The sequence below is a fragment of the Campylobacter concisus genome (assembly GCF_003048405.1).
Taxonomy (GTDB): Bacteria; Campylobacterota; Campylobacteria; order Campylobacterales; family Campylobacteraceae; genus Campylobacter_A; species Campylobacter_A concisus_Q.
Genome location: NZ_PIQS01000002.1, coordinates 33,518 through 49,052 on the forward strand (window position 1 = coordinate 33,518; position 15,535 = coordinate 49,052).

General features: G+C 37.9%; 17 protein-coding genes and 1 tRNA gene. 11 read left to right on the forward strand and 7 right to left on the reverse strand.

Translation table 11 applies throughout. The features are described 5' to 3' along the window. Positions 1 to 65 precede the first annotated feature (65 nt). The 6 genes from CVT18_RS05535 (at position 66) to CVT18_RS05560 (ending at position 6,946) form a co-directional block, all read left to right on the forward strand. Positions 66 to 2,690 (forward strand): valine--tRNA ligase, encoded by a 2,625-nt coding sequence (locus CVT18_RS05535; protein WP_107824323.1) that lies wholly within the window; start codon positions 66 to 68, stop codon positions 2,688 to 2,690. Further along, the gene (locus CVT18_RS05540) at positions 2,690 to 3,646 is read left to right on the forward strand and encodes a methionine ABC transporter ATP-binding protein (RefSeq protein ID WP_103628210.1); all 957 of its coding nucleotides are present in this window, start codon (positions 2,690 to 2,692) and stop codon (positions 3,644 to 3,646) included. Before CVT18_RS05535 ends, CVT18_RS05540 begins: the two co-directional genes overlap by 1 nt. Then, entirely contained in the window at positions 3,646 to 4,320 is a 675-nt protein-coding gene (locus tag CVT18_RS05545) for a methionine ABC transporter permease (protein WP_021086223.1), read from the forward strand. Before CVT18_RS05540 ends, CVT18_RS05545 begins: the two co-directional genes overlap by 1 nt. Before the next feature lie 258 nt (positions 4,321 to 4,578). After that, on the forward strand, positions 4,579 to 5,361 hold the full coding sequence (locus tag CVT18_RS05550; protein WP_103628211.1) for a MetQ/NlpA family ABC transporter substrate-binding protein: 783 nt from the start codon (positions 4,579 to 4,581) through the stop codon (positions 5,359 to 5,361). Between the two features lie 76 nt (positions 5,362 to 5,437). After that, on the forward strand, positions 5,438 to 6,217 hold the full coding sequence (locus CVT18_RS05555; RefSeq protein ID WP_103628212.1) for a MetQ/NlpA family ABC transporter substrate-binding protein: 780 nt from the start codon (positions 5,438 to 5,440) through the stop codon (positions 6,215 to 6,217). Positions 6,218 to 6,355: 138 nt separating this feature from the next. Beyond that, complete coding sequence (locus CVT18_RS05560) at positions 6,356 to 6,946, forward strand: DedA family protein (RefSeq protein WP_103628213.1); 591 nt, start codon at positions 6,356 to 6,358, stop codon at positions 6,944 to 6,946. Between the two features lie 72 nt (positions 6,947 to 7,018). On the opposite strand, the gene murI is transcribed toward CVT18_RS05560, so the two are convergent. Further along, positions 7,019 to 7,807, reverse strand: a complete 789-nt coding sequence (murI, locus tag CVT18_RS05565) for a glutamate racemase (RefSeq protein ID WP_103628214.1) — start codon at positions 7,805 to 7,807, stop codon at positions 7,019 to 7,021. Positions 7,808 to 7,899: 92 nt separating this feature from the next. Between murI and CVT18_RS05570 the strand changes: the two genes are divergently transcribed. Both CVT18_RS05570 and murG read left to right on the forward strand, forming a co-directional pair. After that, a complete protein-coding gene (locus CVT18_RS05570; protein WP_103628215.1) occupies positions 7,900 to 9,060 on the forward strand; it encodes an FtsW/RodA/SpoVE family cell cycle protein in 1,161 nt (386 codons plus the stop codon). Next, on the forward strand, positions 9,057 to 10,079 hold the full coding sequence (gene murG, locus CVT18_RS05575) for an undecaprenyldiphospho-muramoylpentapeptide beta-N-acetylglucosaminyltransferase (RefSeq protein WP_107824324.1): 1,023 nt from the start codon (positions 9,057 to 9,059) through the stop codon (positions 10,077 to 10,079). Before CVT18_RS05570 ends, murG begins: the two co-directional genes overlap by 4 nt. Here murG and CVT18_RS05580 read toward each other — a convergent pair. Next, on the reverse strand, positions 10,071 to 10,805 hold the full coding sequence (locus CVT18_RS05580; RefSeq protein WP_084041322.1) for an imidazole glycerol phosphate synthase: 735 nt from the start codon (positions 10,803 to 10,805) through the stop codon (positions 10,071 to 10,073). The genes murG and CVT18_RS05580 overlap by 9 nt on opposite strands. A gap of 71 nt (positions 10,806 to 10,876) precedes the next feature. Next, positions 10,877 to 10,953, reverse strand: a tRNA-Arg gene (locus CVT18_RS05585). Positions 10,954 to 11,063: 110 nt separating this feature from the next. On the opposite strand from CVT18_RS05585, the gene CVT18_RS05590 reads away from it, so the two are divergent. The 3 genes from CVT18_RS05590 to CVT18_RS05600 are packed head-to-tail and all read left to right on the forward strand — an operon-like array spanning position 11,064 to position 12,900. Beyond that, on the forward strand, positions 11,064 to 11,249 hold the full coding sequence (locus CVT18_RS05590) for a hypothetical protein (RefSeq protein ID WP_054196631.1): 186 nt from the start codon (positions 11,064 to 11,066) through the stop codon (positions 11,247 to 11,249). 50 nt (positions 11,250 to 11,299) lie between these two features. Then, positions 11,300 to 12,130 carry an adenylosuccinate lyase gene (locus CVT18_RS05595; protein WP_107824325.1) on the forward strand — a complete coding sequence of 277 codons (831 nt, stop codon included), beginning with the start codon at positions 11,300 to 11,302 and terminating at the stop codon, positions 12,128 to 12,130. A gap of 26 nt (positions 12,131 to 12,156) precedes the next feature. Next, positions 12,157 to 12,900: a hypothetical protein gene (locus CVT18_RS05600; protein ID WP_103628218.1), complete on the forward strand. Its 744-nt coding sequence runs from the start codon at positions 12,157 to 12,159 to the stop codon at positions 12,898 to 12,900. On the opposite strand, the gene CVT18_RS05605 is transcribed toward CVT18_RS05600, so the two are convergent. The 4 genes from CVT18_RS05605 to CVT18_RS05620 are packed head-to-tail and all read right to left on the reverse strand — an operon-like array spanning position 12,901 to position 15,519. Next, positions 12,901 to 14,151: an RNA polymerase factor sigma-54 gene (locus CVT18_RS05605; RefSeq protein ID WP_103628301.1), complete on the reverse strand. Its 1,251-nt coding sequence runs from the start codon at positions 14,149 to 14,151 to the stop codon at positions 12,901 to 12,903. A gap of 3 nt (positions 14,152 to 14,154) precedes the next feature. Continuing rightward, a complete protein-coding gene (lptB, locus tag CVT18_RS05610; protein ID WP_103628219.1) occupies positions 14,155 to 14,883 on the reverse strand; it encodes an LPS export ABC transporter ATP-binding protein in 729 nt (242 codons plus the stop codon). After that, positions 14,876 to 15,274 (reverse strand): tRNA (adenosine(37)-N6)-threonylcarbamoyltransferase complex ATPase subunit type 1 TsaE, encoded by a 399-nt coding sequence (gene tsaE / locus CVT18_RS05615; protein ID WP_021086198.1) that lies wholly within the window; start codon positions 15,272 to 15,274, stop codon positions 14,876 to 14,878. The genes lptB and tsaE overlap by 8 nt, the downstream gene beginning before the upstream one ends. Beyond that, complete coding sequence (locus CVT18_RS05620) at positions 15,274 to 15,519, reverse strand: RNA-binding S4 domain-containing protein (protein WP_002940508.1); 246 nt, start codon at positions 15,517 to 15,519, stop codon at positions 15,274 to 15,276. Before CVT18_RS05620 ends, tsaE begins: the two co-directional genes overlap by 1 nt. Between the last annotated feature and the right edge of the window lie 16 nt (positions 15,520 to 15,535).

The following is a 15,535-nucleotide window of genomic DNA, read 5'->3' on the forward strand; positions in this document are numbered from 1 at the left end:
CAAAGATTTTTTTAAACAAATTTTAGATAACATTAAGCATTTTTTAAACGAAAGAGGATACAAAAGTGGCAGAATTTTACAATGCAAAAGAGATAGAAGACAAATTTTATAAAATTTGGGAAGAACGCGGATACTTCGAGATAGACACAAACAAAGATATCCAAAAAGATGGACGTAAATTTTGCATTATGATGCCACCTCCAAACGTGACTGGCTCGCTTCACATCGGACACGCCCTAACCTACACACTTCAAGATATCATGACTCGCTACAAGAGGATGGACGGCTACAAGACACTTTGGCAGACAGGACTTGACCACGCTGGCATCGCTACTCAAAACGTCGTTGAAAAGCAGCTTTTAGCCCAAGGCATCAAAAAAGAAGAGCTTGGACGTGAAAAATTTGTAGAAAAAGTGTGGGAGTGGAAAGAAAAAAGTGGTGGCATGATCGTTCATCAGATGCGCAAGCTTGGCATCACTCCGGCTTGGTCTCGCCAGAGATTTACTATGGATGAGGGTTTAAGAAAAGCTGTGAAAAAAGCATTTGTAAATTTGTACGACAAAGGACTGATCGTTCAGAAAAACTACATGATAAACTGGTGTACGCATGATGGTGCGCTTTCTGACATCGAAGTTGAGCACAAAGAAAACAAAGGCAAACTTTATCATTTGAGATACTACTTTGCAGACAAGCCAAGCGAATTTGTTGTAGTTGCTACGACTAGACCAGAAACATATTTTGGCGACACCGCTGTAATGGTAAATCCAAACGACGAGCGCTATAAAAATTTAATCGGCAAAAAAGTGGTGCTACCTATCATAAATAGAGAGATCGAGATCATCGCCGACGAGCACGTTGATATGGAGTTTGGAACGGGTCTTGTTAAAGTCACGCCTGCGCATGATCAAAACGACTATGAAGTTGGCAAAAGGCACAACCTTGAGTTTATTACTGTATTTGACGAAAAGGGCATTTTAAACGACAAGTGCGATAAATTTGCAGGACTTGAGAGGCTTGAGGCTAGAGATATCGTCGTGGCCGATCTTGAAAAACTTGGCAATGTCGAAAAGATCGAGGACTATGAAAACCAAGTAGGATACTGCTATCGCTGCAAAAACGTCGTCGAGCCATACATCTCAAAGCAGTGGTTTGTCAAAAAAGAGATCGCAGATGAGGCGATACAAAAGGTCTCAGAGGGTCTTGCTAAATTTTACCCACCGCACTGGATAAACAGCTTTAACGCATGGATGAGAGAGCTAAGAGATTGGTGTATCTCACGCCAGCTTTGGTGGGGACATCAAATTCCAGTATTTTACTGCGATGATTGCGGTTATATGTGGGCTGACGAGGGCGAGCCGTGTGAGTGCAAAAAATGTAAAAGCAAAAACATCCACCAAGACCCAGACGTGCTAGATACATGGTTTAGCTCCGGTCTTTGGCCATTTAGCACGCTTGGCTGGGGCAATGATAATGAGCTTAAAAATGAAAAATGGTTTGAAGGCGATTTGGCTGAATTTTATCCAAACAACCTTCTTATAACTGGTTTTGATATATTATTTTTCTGGGTTGCTAGGATGATGTTTCAGGGTGAAAATGCCCTTGGCAAGCTACCATTTGACGACATCTACCTACACGCACTTGTAAAAGATGAGTTTGGTAGAAAGATGAGTAAAAGCCTTGGTAACGTCATCGATCCGCTTGATAGCATAAATGAATATAGCGCCGATATATTGCGCTTTACGCTAACACTTCTAGCCGTTCAAGGACGTGACATCAAGCTAAGTGATGCCAAGATGAAGCAGGTAAGAAATTTCACAAACAAACTTTATAACGCAAGCAAATATCTCATGCTAAATGAGAGCAAATTTGAAAATTTAGAAGACATCAAGCTTCAAACAAAGCTTGGAATTTATATGAATAGCCGCTTTAACGAGTGTGTAAGAGAGGTACGCGAAAATATCGACGCCTACCGATTCAATGACGCAGCAAACACACTTTATAAATTCCTTTGGGATGAGTTTTGCGACTGGGGCATCGAGCTTAGCAAGGCTGATAAAGCGAGCGTAAAAGAGCTTGGAAGTATATTTAAAGAGGCGATGAAGCTGCTAAATCCTTTCATGCCGTTTCTTTCAGAGTACCTATTTCAGGAGCTTAGCGGTACACAGCTTGAAAATGCAAAATCGATAATGGTGATGAGCTACCCAGAAGTAAAAGAGCGAAATTTAGATGTTGAGAAGAAATTTGAACTAGTTATCGAGGCGATTGTGGCTATTCGCCGTGCAAAAGCGACCATCGATCTTGGCAACTCAAAGATCGCAAAAGCCTTTGTTAAATTTAATGAAAAAATCGATCTTGACGAGGTCAAAGAGTATATCAAGCTGCTTGCAAAATGCGAAGAGATTGGCTTTGTAGGTGAGAAAATAGAAAATTCAATAAGAGACGTGAGCGAAAATTTAGAGGCATTTGTCCCACTTGAAGGGCTTGATATGAGCGGTATCATCACAAGGCTCAAGTCTCAAAAGACAAAGCTTGAAAAAGAGATAGCCAAACTCTCAGGTATGTTAAATAATCAAAATTTCGTGGCAAACGCACCAAAAGAAGTTATAGAGACAAACAAAGAGGCTTTGCAAAGCGCTGAGGCTAAATTTAAAAAAGTATGTGAAGAATTAGAAGCTCTTGGAGAAAAATAGTGATAAAAATAGAGAAATTAAGCAAGTTTTATGGTGATACGCAGATCCTTTTTGATGTAAATTTAGAGGTTAAAAAGGGTGAAATTTTTGCTATCGTGGGACATAGTGGTGCTGGTAAATCAACGCTTTTAAGGTGCATAAACGGGCTTGAAAGCTATCAAGGTGGCAGCTTAAAAGTCTTTGATAAAGAGATAAAAAATTTAGATGAGACGCAGCAGAGACATTTAAGGCGAGATGTTGGGATGATATTTCAGCATTTTGCATTAATGGCTAGAAAAAACGTCTTTGAAAACGTCGCTACTCCGCTTAAATTTTGGGGTTACAAAAGCGATGAAACTGAAAAAAGAGTGAGAGAGCTTTTAAATTTAGTCGGTCTTGAAAGCAAGGCAAAAAGCTATCCAAGCGAGCTAAGTGGTGGTCAAAAACAGCGTGTGGCGATCGCTAGAGCGCTTGCTTTAAATCCTAAAATTTTACTAAGCGACGAGGCGACTTCGGCTCTTGATCCAAACACGACAAATCAAATTTTAGAGCTACTTGAAAAGATAAACAAAGAGCTAGACATCAGCGTCGTCATCGTCACACACGAGATGGAGGTTGTAAAATCGATCGCAAAACGCGCGATACTGCTAGAAGGCGGCAAGATCATAGGCTCTGGAAGCATTGAGGAGCTATTTTTAAAGCCAGATGAGAAGATGAAAGAATTTTTGGGCGAAGTTGAAATTTTGCCAAGCACTGGCACAAATATCAGGCTATTTTTCCCAAAAGAAGTGGCCCAAAATAGCGTGATCACGCATATGGCTAGAAGCCTAAATATCGACTTTAACATAGTTTGGGGCAAGCTTGAGAAGCTAAACGAAAATGTTCTTGGCTCGCTTGTCATAAACATAGATGAAAAAGATAAAGAAAACGTACTTAACTACATCAAGCAAAGTGGCGTTTTATGGGAGGTTGCTTGATGTTTGGTATTGATTTTTCTAAATTTCCAGATGTTTTTTCTAGGATACTGTTGCCAGCTATCGGCGAGACGCTATATATGAGCATCGTCTCTACCCTGCTCGCCTTCGCTATAGGCCTCATACCTGCGGTTTTGCTCATACTTTCAGATAAAGATGGACTAAAGCCAAACAAGCAGCTTTATTTTGTACTTGATATCGTTATAAACGTGCTTAGAAGCTTTCCGTTTATCATTTTAATCATCGTGCTCTTTCCAGTTACAAAAATGATCGTAGGCACAAGTATCGGTACTACGGCTGCGATCGTTCCGCTAACTATTGGAGCGGCTCCGTTTGTAGCAAGGCTCATTGAAAATGCGCTAAAAGAGGTTGATAAAGGTATAATTGAAGCCGCTCAAAGTTTTGGTAGTTCGAAATTTCAGATCATCTTTAGAGTGATGTTTGTAGAGGCGCTTCCTGGCATCATCTCGGCATTTACACTAACGCTTATCGTAAATATCGGCTTTTCAGCAATGGCTGGTGCAGTTGGTGGTGGCGGGCTTGGCTCAGTCGCTATAAACTACGGCTATCAAAGATTTCGCCCAGATATCATGCTCTACACGGTGGTTATTCTTATCATTATGGTTCAAATTTTCCAAGTTTTAGGCAACTATCTCTATAAAATTTCCAAAAAATAAGACCACGTTTTTATCTGATTTTAAGCTTTTTTTCTTAAAATTGCCAAATTAATTTTTAGCTGAAAGGACAAAAGATGAAATCAGATATGTGCCAGATGTGCCGCCTACTAAAAAACGCGTCGTCGAAAGACTAACCTCTAAGCACAAAATTTCTTTTTAAGTGCTTAGAAATAGCTTAAGTACTTAAAAAGAAATTTAACCTTTTAACTTAAATTTATCCTTTTTTGGTGCTTGGCAAATTTTAAAAAAGGATAATAAATGAAAAAACTACTTCTTACCTCTTTAGTTGCCCTAGGCCTTAGCGTTAGCGCAAATGCTGCTGATAAATCAAAAACAATAATTGTTGGTGCTACACCTATCCCGCATGCTGAAATTTTAGAGGTTGTAAAGCCTATTTTAGCAAAAGATGGCTACACACTTGAGATCAAAGAATTTAACGACTACACCACGCCAAATCTTGCGACAGAGGACGGCGACCTTGACGCAAACTTCTTTCAACACATCCCATATCTTGAAGAATTTAACAAAAACAAAGGCACTCACCTTGTAAAAACAGTAGGAGTTCATCTTGAGCCAATGGGTGTTTACTCTAAAAAGATCAAAGATATCAAAGATCTAAAAGATGGTTCGACCGTATCTATCCCAAATGATCCGACAAATGAAAGCCGTGCTTTAGATATTCTTGCAAATGCTGGACTTATTAAGCTAAACAACAACCCACTAAAAACTCCGCTTGATATAGTTGATAACCCTAAAAAACTTAAATTTGAAGAGATAGAGACCGCTCAAGTACCAAGAACGCTTGATGACGTTACTATCGCAGTTATCAACACAAACTACGCACTAAATGCAAATCTCAATCCAACAAAAGACGCGCTTGTGATCGAGAGCAAAGATAGCCCATACGTAAACTACGTAGTTGTAAAAGCTGGCAACGAGAACAACCCTAAAACTAAAGCACTTGATAAAGCGATAAACTCACCAGAGGTTAAGAAATTTATCGAGACAAAATATAACGGCGCTATCATCCCAGCGTTTTAGCCAAATTTATAAAAAGCGACGTAAAAGCTTTTACCTTTTTAGCGTCGCTTCAAATCAAATCAAAAAAGGAAAAACAATGAAATTTATCAAACTTTTAACCGCATCTTTAGTTGCTCTAAGCCTTCACGCAGCCGATAAAGACCACACTATCACTGTTGGCGTCTCGCCAGTGCCACACGCTGAAATTTTAGAATTTGTAAAGCCAAAGCTAAAAGATAAAGGCTATGACCTTGTTATCTCTGAAATTTCAGACTACTCCATCCCAAATGTCGCCACAGAAGATGGCAGTTTGGATGCAAATTTCTTTCAACATTTGCCGTATCTTGAGGAGCAAAATAAGGCTAGAGGCCTGCACCTTGTAAGCGTTGCAAACGTCCATGTCGAGCCACTTGGCTTTTACTCTAAAAAGATAAAAGATATCAAAGAGCTAAAAGATGGCGCAAAAGTGGCTATCGCTTATGATCCATCAAATGGCAACAGAGCGCTTAGAATTTTAGAGAAAGCTGGTCTTATCGAGATCGATAAAAACGTAAAAGTTGCAACTATAAATGACATAACTAAAAATTCTAAAAATTTACAATTTGTCGAGCTAGAAGGCGCTCAGATCCCAAGAACGCTTGATGATGTTGATATCGCTGCCATTAGTACAAATTTCGTCCTTGATCTTGGCATGAGCGTGGCAAAAGACGCACTTTTGCTTGAAGACGCCAACAGTCCTTATGCTAACATCATCGTCACAAAGGCTGGCAACGAAAATAACCCTAAGATCAAAGCTTTGATTGATGCGGTGCTTAGCCCCGATACTAAAAATTTCATCCTTACTCGCTATAAAGGCGAGGTTATACCTGCATTTTAAAAACGGGGCGAGCTTTCGCCCTATTTTGCTTCTACTTTCATCTGGTTTTAATAAGCTACAAACTCTCTTTATTTTTGTCAAAAAGCTTAAGCTATGCTTTGCTAAAATGGCTCACTTTAAAATTTTTCAGGAATTTAAATGCTGCATGATGTTATTGATTTTATAGTTGCGAGCGTGAGTAGCTGGGGTTATGCTGGCATATTTATCATGATGTTTTTAGAAAGCTCATTTTTTCCATTTCCAAGCGAGGTCGCAATGATACCTGCTGGCTATTTGGCACATAAAGGTGAAATGAGTTTAATTTTGGCCTTTCTTGCAGGTACGCTTGGAAGCCTGCTTGGAGCTATTTTTAACTATTATCTTTGCTATTTTTTTGGGCGTGAGATCGTTTTAAAATACGGCAAATTTGTGGGAATCACTCACGAAAAAATGGATAAATTTGAAGCATTTTTCAATAAACACGGCGAAATTTCTACATTTAACTCACGTCTGATTCCTGGCATTCGCCAATACATCAGCCTACCAGCTGGGCTTGCTAAGATGAATATATTTAGATTTTGCCTATTTACCACGCTAGGAGCTGGGATTTGGTGTGCTGTTTTGCTTGGAGTTGGCTATTTTCTAGGTTCAAATCCTAGCAAACAGACACTTTTAATAATCACGATCGCTCTTTTAGCGGTGGTTGTAGTAATAAGTGTAGTCTATATAATAAAGCAAAGAAAAGCCTAAATACATATAAAAGTATGTAAAATTTAGTGTATTTTATAAAATTTTTATTTGTGGTATTTAGTTAGATTTAACCTAGCAGATCGCCCTCATCTTATCTAATCTAGCTAAATTTCTTGAAATTTTATCTAGCTCAAATTTACTGAATACTTCATTGCCAGAATAAAAAAATCTAACTTTTGGAGCTTTATTTAAAGTAGAAATTTTTAGTCCAAGCTCACTTATAAGGCGATTTATTGTCCCTTCGTTGCCATCAATTATGCTTATATTTGACGGCAAAATTTCTCTTAGGCTATCTTTAAAATAGTTAAAGTGCGTGCAGCCAAGCACCAAAAAGCCAAATTTGCTTAGATCAAATTTAGCTAACTCTTCTTTTAGATATGATTTCACATTCTCGGTGTCAAATTCTCCATTTTCAGCAAAATTTACAAGGCGAGGTAGAGCGAGCAGCTCAGTCTTATCTTTTGCGTGTAAATTTGCGATCAGCTCTTTTAGTTTTGCACCATTTACGGTGACTGGAGTGGCTATGACAAGCGTTTTTAAGGCATCATTATGGCTTAAGTCATGAGCCTTTTTTACGGCTGGCTCCATGCCGATTATGGGTACATTTAAATTTGCTCTAAGCTCTTTTATTGCCACGCTTGTTGCCGTGTTGCAAGCCACTACAACGGCGTTTGCGCCATTTTCTATGAGAAATTTCACCGCATCAAAGCTAAATTTTAAGATCTCATCCCTGCTCTTTTGTCCGTATGGAACATTTTTAACGTCTGCGTAATATAAAAATTCATGCTCGCTAAGCTTGCTTAAAGCTTCATTTAAGACGCTCAGCCCGCCAAGTCCTGAGTCAAATATACCTATCTTCATACTCTTCCTTAAAGCCTGCAATTATAGCAAATAATATCTTTGTAAGCCGTTTTTTATTATACTTTGGCACTTTTTAAACTTGGAGTTAAATTTTGGCAGTTGATAAGATCATTTTCTATCTTTGTTCGACTTTGATCGCTATAAGCATTATTTTTTCACTATCTTTGCCAGTTTTTACGGTTTTATTTTTTAATTATGACGAGTTTCACTTTTTTATACGCCAATTTATCGTCGGCTGCATAGGAATTTTTCTCATGTGGTGGCTCTCCAGGCTCAATCCCGAAAAAACGCTTGTTTGGATAGGGTTTGGGCTCCTCATATCTTGTGGTATCGCTATGGGGTTAATGCATGCCTTACCAGCTTCTATGGTAACTGACGCTGGTGGTGCTAGGCGTTGGATCAGGCTACCTGGCTTTTCGCTAGCTCCAGTCGAGTTTTTTAAAATCGGTTTTGTCTACTTCTTGGCTTGGAGTTTTACTAGAAAATTTAGTGAAGGCAAAAGGACCTTGCTAGATGAGGTTAAGATACTTATGCCTTATATTATTCTTTTTGGTGTTGCTATCTTTCTTATCGCTGTTATGCAAAATGACCTTGGTCAAGTGGTCGTACTGGCGCTTACATTTGTGACGATGGCACTTTTTGCAGGAGCAAGTGCGAGACTTTTTAGCATCGGTATCTTAGGAGCTGCTTTTGTTATGACAGTAGCGATAATCAGCTCTGAGCATAGAATTTTACGTATAAAGTCATGGTGGGGCACGATACAAAACATGGTGCTTTCTTTCTTGCCTGATAGCGTTGCAGATGTATTAAGAGTGGCTGATGCGCCAGAGCCATATCAAATTTCTCACTCGTTAAACGCTATAAAGCATGGCGAATTTTTCGGCGAAGGGCTTGGCGCTGGTATCTTTAAACTTGGCTTTTTAAGTGAGGTTCATACTGACTTTGTACTAGCTGGTATCGCTGAAGAGGTTGGTGTATTTGGTATTTTGTGTATTGTAGCTATATTTATAACGCTACTTTATAGAATTTTTAGAATTTCAGCTAGAAGCGAAAATAAGGTCTATCATCTATTTACGCTTGGTGTCGGGCTTATCTTATCGTTTTCGTTTTTAATGAATAGCTATGGTATCACGTCGATCACGCCTATCAAGGGTATTGCTGTGCCATTTCTTAGTTACGGCGGTAGCTCCGTGCTTGCGATTTGTATCGGTATCGGCATGGTTTTGATGGTTAGTAAAAGGGCAAAATTATGATTATTATTTGCGGTGGAGGCACTGGTGGACATTTAGCTATCGCAAGAAGCTTTTGCGAGGAGCTAAATAGACGAGATATCAAGCCCATTTTTATTGGTTCAACTAGTGGGCAAGATAAATTTTGGTTTGAAAATGACGAGAATTTTTTACAAAAATTTTTCTTACCAAGTAGTGGCGTAGTAAATAAGAAAGGCTTTGCTAAGCTAAAATCACTAACAAATATCGTAAATCTTGCCTTAAAATGTAGAAAAATTTTTAAGCAAAATGACGTTAAGGCAGTCATTAGCGTTGGTGGCTATTCAGCAGCTCCAGCGGCTATTGCAGCCATTATCTCAAAAGTGCCGCTTTTTATCCACGAACAAAATGCTGTAATGGGCAAATTAAATAAGATTTTAAGGCCTTATGCGAAAGGCTTTTTTAGCTCTTATGATGAAGCTTCGCCCTACCCTTACCCTGTGGCAAAGAAATTTTTTGATAGTGCAAGAGTGAGAGAGGAGCTAAAGACTATTTTGTTTTTAGGAGGCTCGCAAGGTGCAAAAGCGATAAATGAACTAGCTATAAATTTAGCTCCATATCTTAAAGAAAAAGGCATAAATATAATTCATCAATGTGGCAAAAATGGCTTTGATGAACTTAAAAAAAGATATGATGAACTTGGCTTTAATGAAACGAATTTAGAAATTTTTGAATTTAGTAAAGAGATAGAAAATAAGATGAGCAAGGCCGACCTTGCCATATCAAGAGCAGGAGCTAGCTCTCTTTGGGAGCTTTGCGCAAATGCTTTGCCATCTATCTTTGTGCCATTTCCTTATGCTGCTGGTAATCATCAGTTTCATAACGCTAAATTTTTAAAAGATAAAGGCATTGCTGAAATTTGCTTGCAAAATGGAGAAATTTTAGACAAAGACGAAGTTATAAGAATGATAGAAAATTTTGATCTAAACAAAAGCAGTAAAGCTCTAAAAGAGATCCTTTTGCCAAATGGAGCAAAAGAGATAATTGATAAAATTTTAAACTAGCTCCTCGCCTATTGCACAAGCTTTTAGTTCTTTTAGCTCAAAGATTAAGTAGTGATAAATAAGCTCATTTGTATTTAAAATTTTTGCACTAAAGACCGGTTTTATCATAGTTATTATCTTGTCAGTTATACCCGCGATCTCCACTAGCAAAAGCTCATCTTTGCGTTGTTTTGCTGCCTTAATACAATTATAAAAGAACGTATAAATTATCTTAAAATTTTGCAAAATAACATTTGAAACTATCCTAGAATGAATATGCAAAACATTATGTATGCGCTCTTGTAGAGTATTTAGCTCCGCAAGTATTGATTTTATTTGAGTAGTATCTGTTGTCCTAGAAAAGAGATTTTTCGCTTTATTTTTGTTTTGTATTTGATACTCTGCTACCAAAATTTCTATTATATTTAAAATGGCAACATAGCTTTCTTGTAAATTTTCATTTGCCTTAAAGCTCACACCGTTTTTCTCAATTTTATAATTTAAGCTTCTCTTTATCTGCTCCAAATAAGTACTAATGTTTTCATAATAGTCCTCTGTATTGAAGACACTTTTAAAGAAATCGCTTTCACCTTTTAAATTTGTAAGCTTTTTTTTAAGTTCATCAGCATTTTTATTAAACTCAACAACTCCAACCGCCAAGCCGATCTCGTGCTCGCTATTTTGTTCCAATGCCGTCAAACTTTCTTTTAGTACCGAAATTTGTTTTTGAATATTTTGAAAATCCATTTTTTCTCTTTTAATTTTTTTGCTTATTTTACTATAAAAATTATGAAGTTTGTCATTAAGAATTAAAAAGATGGTGCGCCCGAGAGAATTCGAATCTCTGACCTTTTGAACCGCAATCAAATGCTCTATCCAGCTGAGCTACGAGCGCACAATAAAGTTAAGTCGAGATATTAGCCAAACTTTCCTTAAAGAAAAATTGTATTCATTTTAATTTTATAACTGTTTTAGTAAAATCCGATAAAAACAAAAGGAGCAAAGATGAATGATTTTTTCGATAGTTTAAAAGAGATAAAAAAAGAACTTACTAAAGAGCAAGGTGAGATCAAAAAAACTCAAAAAGAAGCCGTTTCTCATACAAAAGAAGAGGCGATCTCATATAAAGAAAATAAGCTAAAAAACGAATTTGCAGAGTACATTAAAGGCCAAGATATAAGAAAAATATAAATTTGGAATGCTTATTGCTAAAACATGTAATATTTTATGTGGAGTAGGCAATGAAAGTTACGCAAACATTAGAATCTCTAAGCATTTTAACTGATAATGACACTTTGTTTCGTGAGCTTAGAGATATGATAAGCAGAAATTTTACAAAAATTTTATCTAATAAAAATAAGGTTATTTCGTTTTACGAAGAGAGCGAGATCCCGCAACGCAAGTGCTTTTTAAAATTTATAAAAAAACTTTATGAAAAGCAAAGTGATGATAAGCTCGATATTCGTTTTGCAAACTATAAAACCATAAAGCTTGGCTTTGTTCAAAAAAATACCCTAACTCCAGTCATTAGCCTAAACATAAATTTTGTAAAAAATGAAGTTAAATTTGAACTAAAAGATACACTTTGCAGAGATTTTGCTAGCTACATCAGTGAGAGTCTAGTAAAAAGCAATGTTGCTTTTAGCAAAAATGATGATTTTTTAAACATCACTATCTCAAACGACAACGACATAAACACATTAAACAAACTGCTCTACAAAAGAAGCTATCCAAAATTTAGCGTAAATTTTATTTATGATGAAAAAGACTACAAAGCCTTTAAACAAGGCATAAAAATAAAAAGCTCATCTAAATTTGTAAGCAGATTTTCTGTGCTTGCAAATTTACTTGAGGAAAATTTTGGGATTTTGGGTTGCAAAAAAGATGATGACTTTGAAACTATCAGACAGAGCTATCTTTCACTCGTAAATATCTATCACCCAGACAGGCACGCCAACAAAAATCCTCTCATACAAGAAGAATACGCAAAGAAATTTAAAAATATTCAATCTGCTTATGAGAGCCTAAAACCATACTTTAAAAATCAAGAAAATTTTGTGATGGTTGGCTAGAGCACGGCTTACCATAGAGCTCAAAAATGAATGGTGAAATGTTTAATATATGCGCCATTATTGTTGCCGCAAAGCAGGCCATAAAGTCAAATTCTCCTATCCTATATAATGGCACTAGTTACGAAAATAGTATAAATTTTCACTTTCTCTCAGGCTATAGGGCAAATAGCGTAAATGAGTGGTTTGAGCACGCATTAAAACTCGGATTAAGCGATGTAAGACTTACTGCAAATTTAACTGGCTCATCAGATGAACGTTTATTGCTTAGCTTTTCAAACTCTACCGCAAAATCGATCATCTGCATTTTTAAAGAGCACATAAGCCGCTTCGCACCCTACTGGAAATACAACAAAGACCAAAGAGACTGGGACATAATATATAAAGAATTTGGTCTTGAAAAAGATGTAAATTTAGAAAATTTCAGTGACAACACAGAGGCTTTTGTGGACACACTTACCAAGATAGCGGCCTTTGCAGATGAGATAGAGTGTGAGAATTTTGGTGAGTGTTTTCGCAGGGCATTAAAATCACTTATATCTTCAAGTAATGATGATCAAAAGATATTTAATGCACCGCCTATGCCAAAGAAAAATTTAGCTCTTTTTGCTACGGCAAGCTCAGCTGATGTTTTTGGTGGTATGGGCTCTTGGAACGACGATGCAGCAGGTATGGCACAATATAAAAAACGTGGTAAAGAGTACGAAGAGCTTAGCAACGAGCTTTTTACGCAGATACGCAAGGCCATACTTTTTGCTGTAAATGAGTGGTAGTTAGCCGTTTATCTGATAGACTCTTTTTCGCTGGCTTGAGCTGCCGATGTTTAGAATTTTGCGGTATTTTGTGATAGTGCGGCGAACTATTTGGATGTTAAATTTAGCTTGGATCAGCTCTTGGATTTTTAGATCAGAAAGTGGCTTTTTGTGGTCTTCGCCTTTAATGAGCTCTAGTAAAAATTCCTTTATTGCAGCATTTGAAGTCTCCTCGTCAAAGCCAGTTGAAAAGAAATTTTTAAGCGCAATAGTGCCCCTTGCACAGCTTAGATATTTATTTGAAATAGCTCTTGAGATGGTTGACGGATTGCGTCCAAGCTCGTCTGCTAGATCTTTTAGCTTCATAGGTTTTATGTCGCCGCCCAAGAAGTAGTCGTACTGATACTCAACTATCATAAGCCCTATTTTATAAAGCGTTGATTTTCTCATTTCAAGGGCATCTATGAGCTCGCTTGCCTCTTTTATACGTGAGCTTACAAAGGCCTCTTTCTCATCTAATCCTTCGGTGTCAATCGAAATTTCGGGATAGTACTCGTCATTTATCTGCACGCTTATGCCACTACTTGTGCTTAGCACGAAGATATCAGGCACTTTTTGACTAGCCTCTTCTAGATATTCAATAGCTGGTGGATTTTTAAATTTTTTTATGATCTTTAGTGCATCGTCGTAAAATTTAAGCTTTCTAAGCTTTTCTATATTTTCAAAATTTAAGATAATCTTTTTCGCGCACTCTATGATCTCATCACTTGCCTCTGCCTCGCTTAGCTGAAACAAAAAGCTCTCTTTCACATCCTTTGCGCCCACGCCACATGGCTCAAGGTAGGCAAATCTAGCCCTCACTCGCTCAATTTCGCTCTCGTCAAAGCCCACAAAAATTTCATCATCATATGAAAAATAACCCTCGTCATCTAAACACTCAATGATCTTATATGCGATATCTTGTGACTTTTGCGTGGGGAAAAGTGGTGGATTGATCTGACTAATTAGCTTTTCATAAAGGCTTTCTTTATAAATGCTTAAAGCCTCGATGCTCTCACTTACCGAATTTTTACTGGCTTGCTCGAAAAAATTTCGCTTTTTTTCGCTTTTTTCTAAATTTTTATGTTCGATCGTGGCGAAGGGATTATCTTTTATAAAAGGCTCAAGCGTCTCTTTTAGCTCATCAAGCCTACTTTGAAGGATAGGAAGCCAGCTTCGTAGCGTTTGGTTTAGTTTGATCTTTGGCGCTAAAGTTTGCTTTTGCCTTAGCATCATCTACTCAAGTAGCTTAAATTCTTCACCAAGATAGTGCGTTCTAACGAGCTTGTTGTTTGCCACTTCGCTCGCACTACCGCTTGCTAGCAGTGAGCCGTCCTTGATGACGTAGGCTCTGTCGCAAATGGCTAGCGTCTCACGGACGTTGTGGTCAGTTATCAAAACACCGATGCCTAGCTTTTTAAGGTCTCTAACGATACTTTGGATGTCGCTAACTGCGATAGGATCGACGCCTGCAAATGGCTCATCAAGAAGTAAAAATTTTGGCTTTATGATGAGGCTTCTAGCGATCTCACAGCGTCTACGCTCGCCACCACTTAGACTAACGCCCTTTCTTAGGCGGATAGGCTCGATATTTAGCATATTTAGCATCTCATTTACTCTTTTTGCTATCTCTTCTTCGCTTTGATTTAAAATTTCAGCCCCAAGGAGTAAATTTTCTTCTACGCTTAGCTCTTTAAATATACTTGATTCTTGCGGTAAATAGCCGATACCAAGGTGCGCCCTTTTGTGAAGCGGAACGCTTGTAATCTTTTGATCATCCAAAAAGACATCTCCACTAGTTGGTGAGATGAGTCCGCAAATCATATAAAAAGTAGTCGTCTTTCCAGCACCATTTGGCCCAAGAAGCCCCACCACTTCGCCACTATTTACCTCTAAAGATATGCCTTTTATGATCTCAGTTTTTTTGATCGTCTTTTTTAGATCTTTTACTTCTAGTTTATGCACTTATAACCTCGTATTTTCTACCATTTTTGCTAGGAGAAATTTTTACTAATGTATAGCTCTCGCCGTTTTTCTTTAGAGCTTTTTCTAAATTTTCATCGCCCCACTCTACTAGATGAAGCCCCTCTTCAAATAGATTTTCAAAAAGGCCATTTTTAGCCATCCCGTCAAATCCGATCTGATAAATGTCGTAGTGGTAGATATCTTTGCCGTAAATTTGCATCAAAGAAAATGTCGGCGACGTCACGCTCTCATCTATGCCGTGAGCCTTGATGATCGCCTTTACAAGCGTTGTTTTGCCACTTGCTAGATCGCCACTTAGTAGCACCACGCCACTTTTTGGCAGCACCCGCACAAGCTCATCAAGCTCATTTTCTAAAAGCTCAAAAACCATCAAAGCTCTTTCACGTATTCGCTCTGAGCGCTTTTTGGTATGCTTTTTGTAGTTGGGATCGCTAGCACCTCATATCTCGCCTCGCGAGCTAGAAATTTGATGGTGATCACGTCGCCGATCTTTACATCTTTTGCCGCTTTTGCCTGCACGCCGTTAATGCTCACAACGCCACTTTTGCACATATCTTCGCTGACAGCACGCCTTTTGGTGATATTTACTACGTTTAAAAATTTATCTACTCTCATGTGGCGGATTTTAACA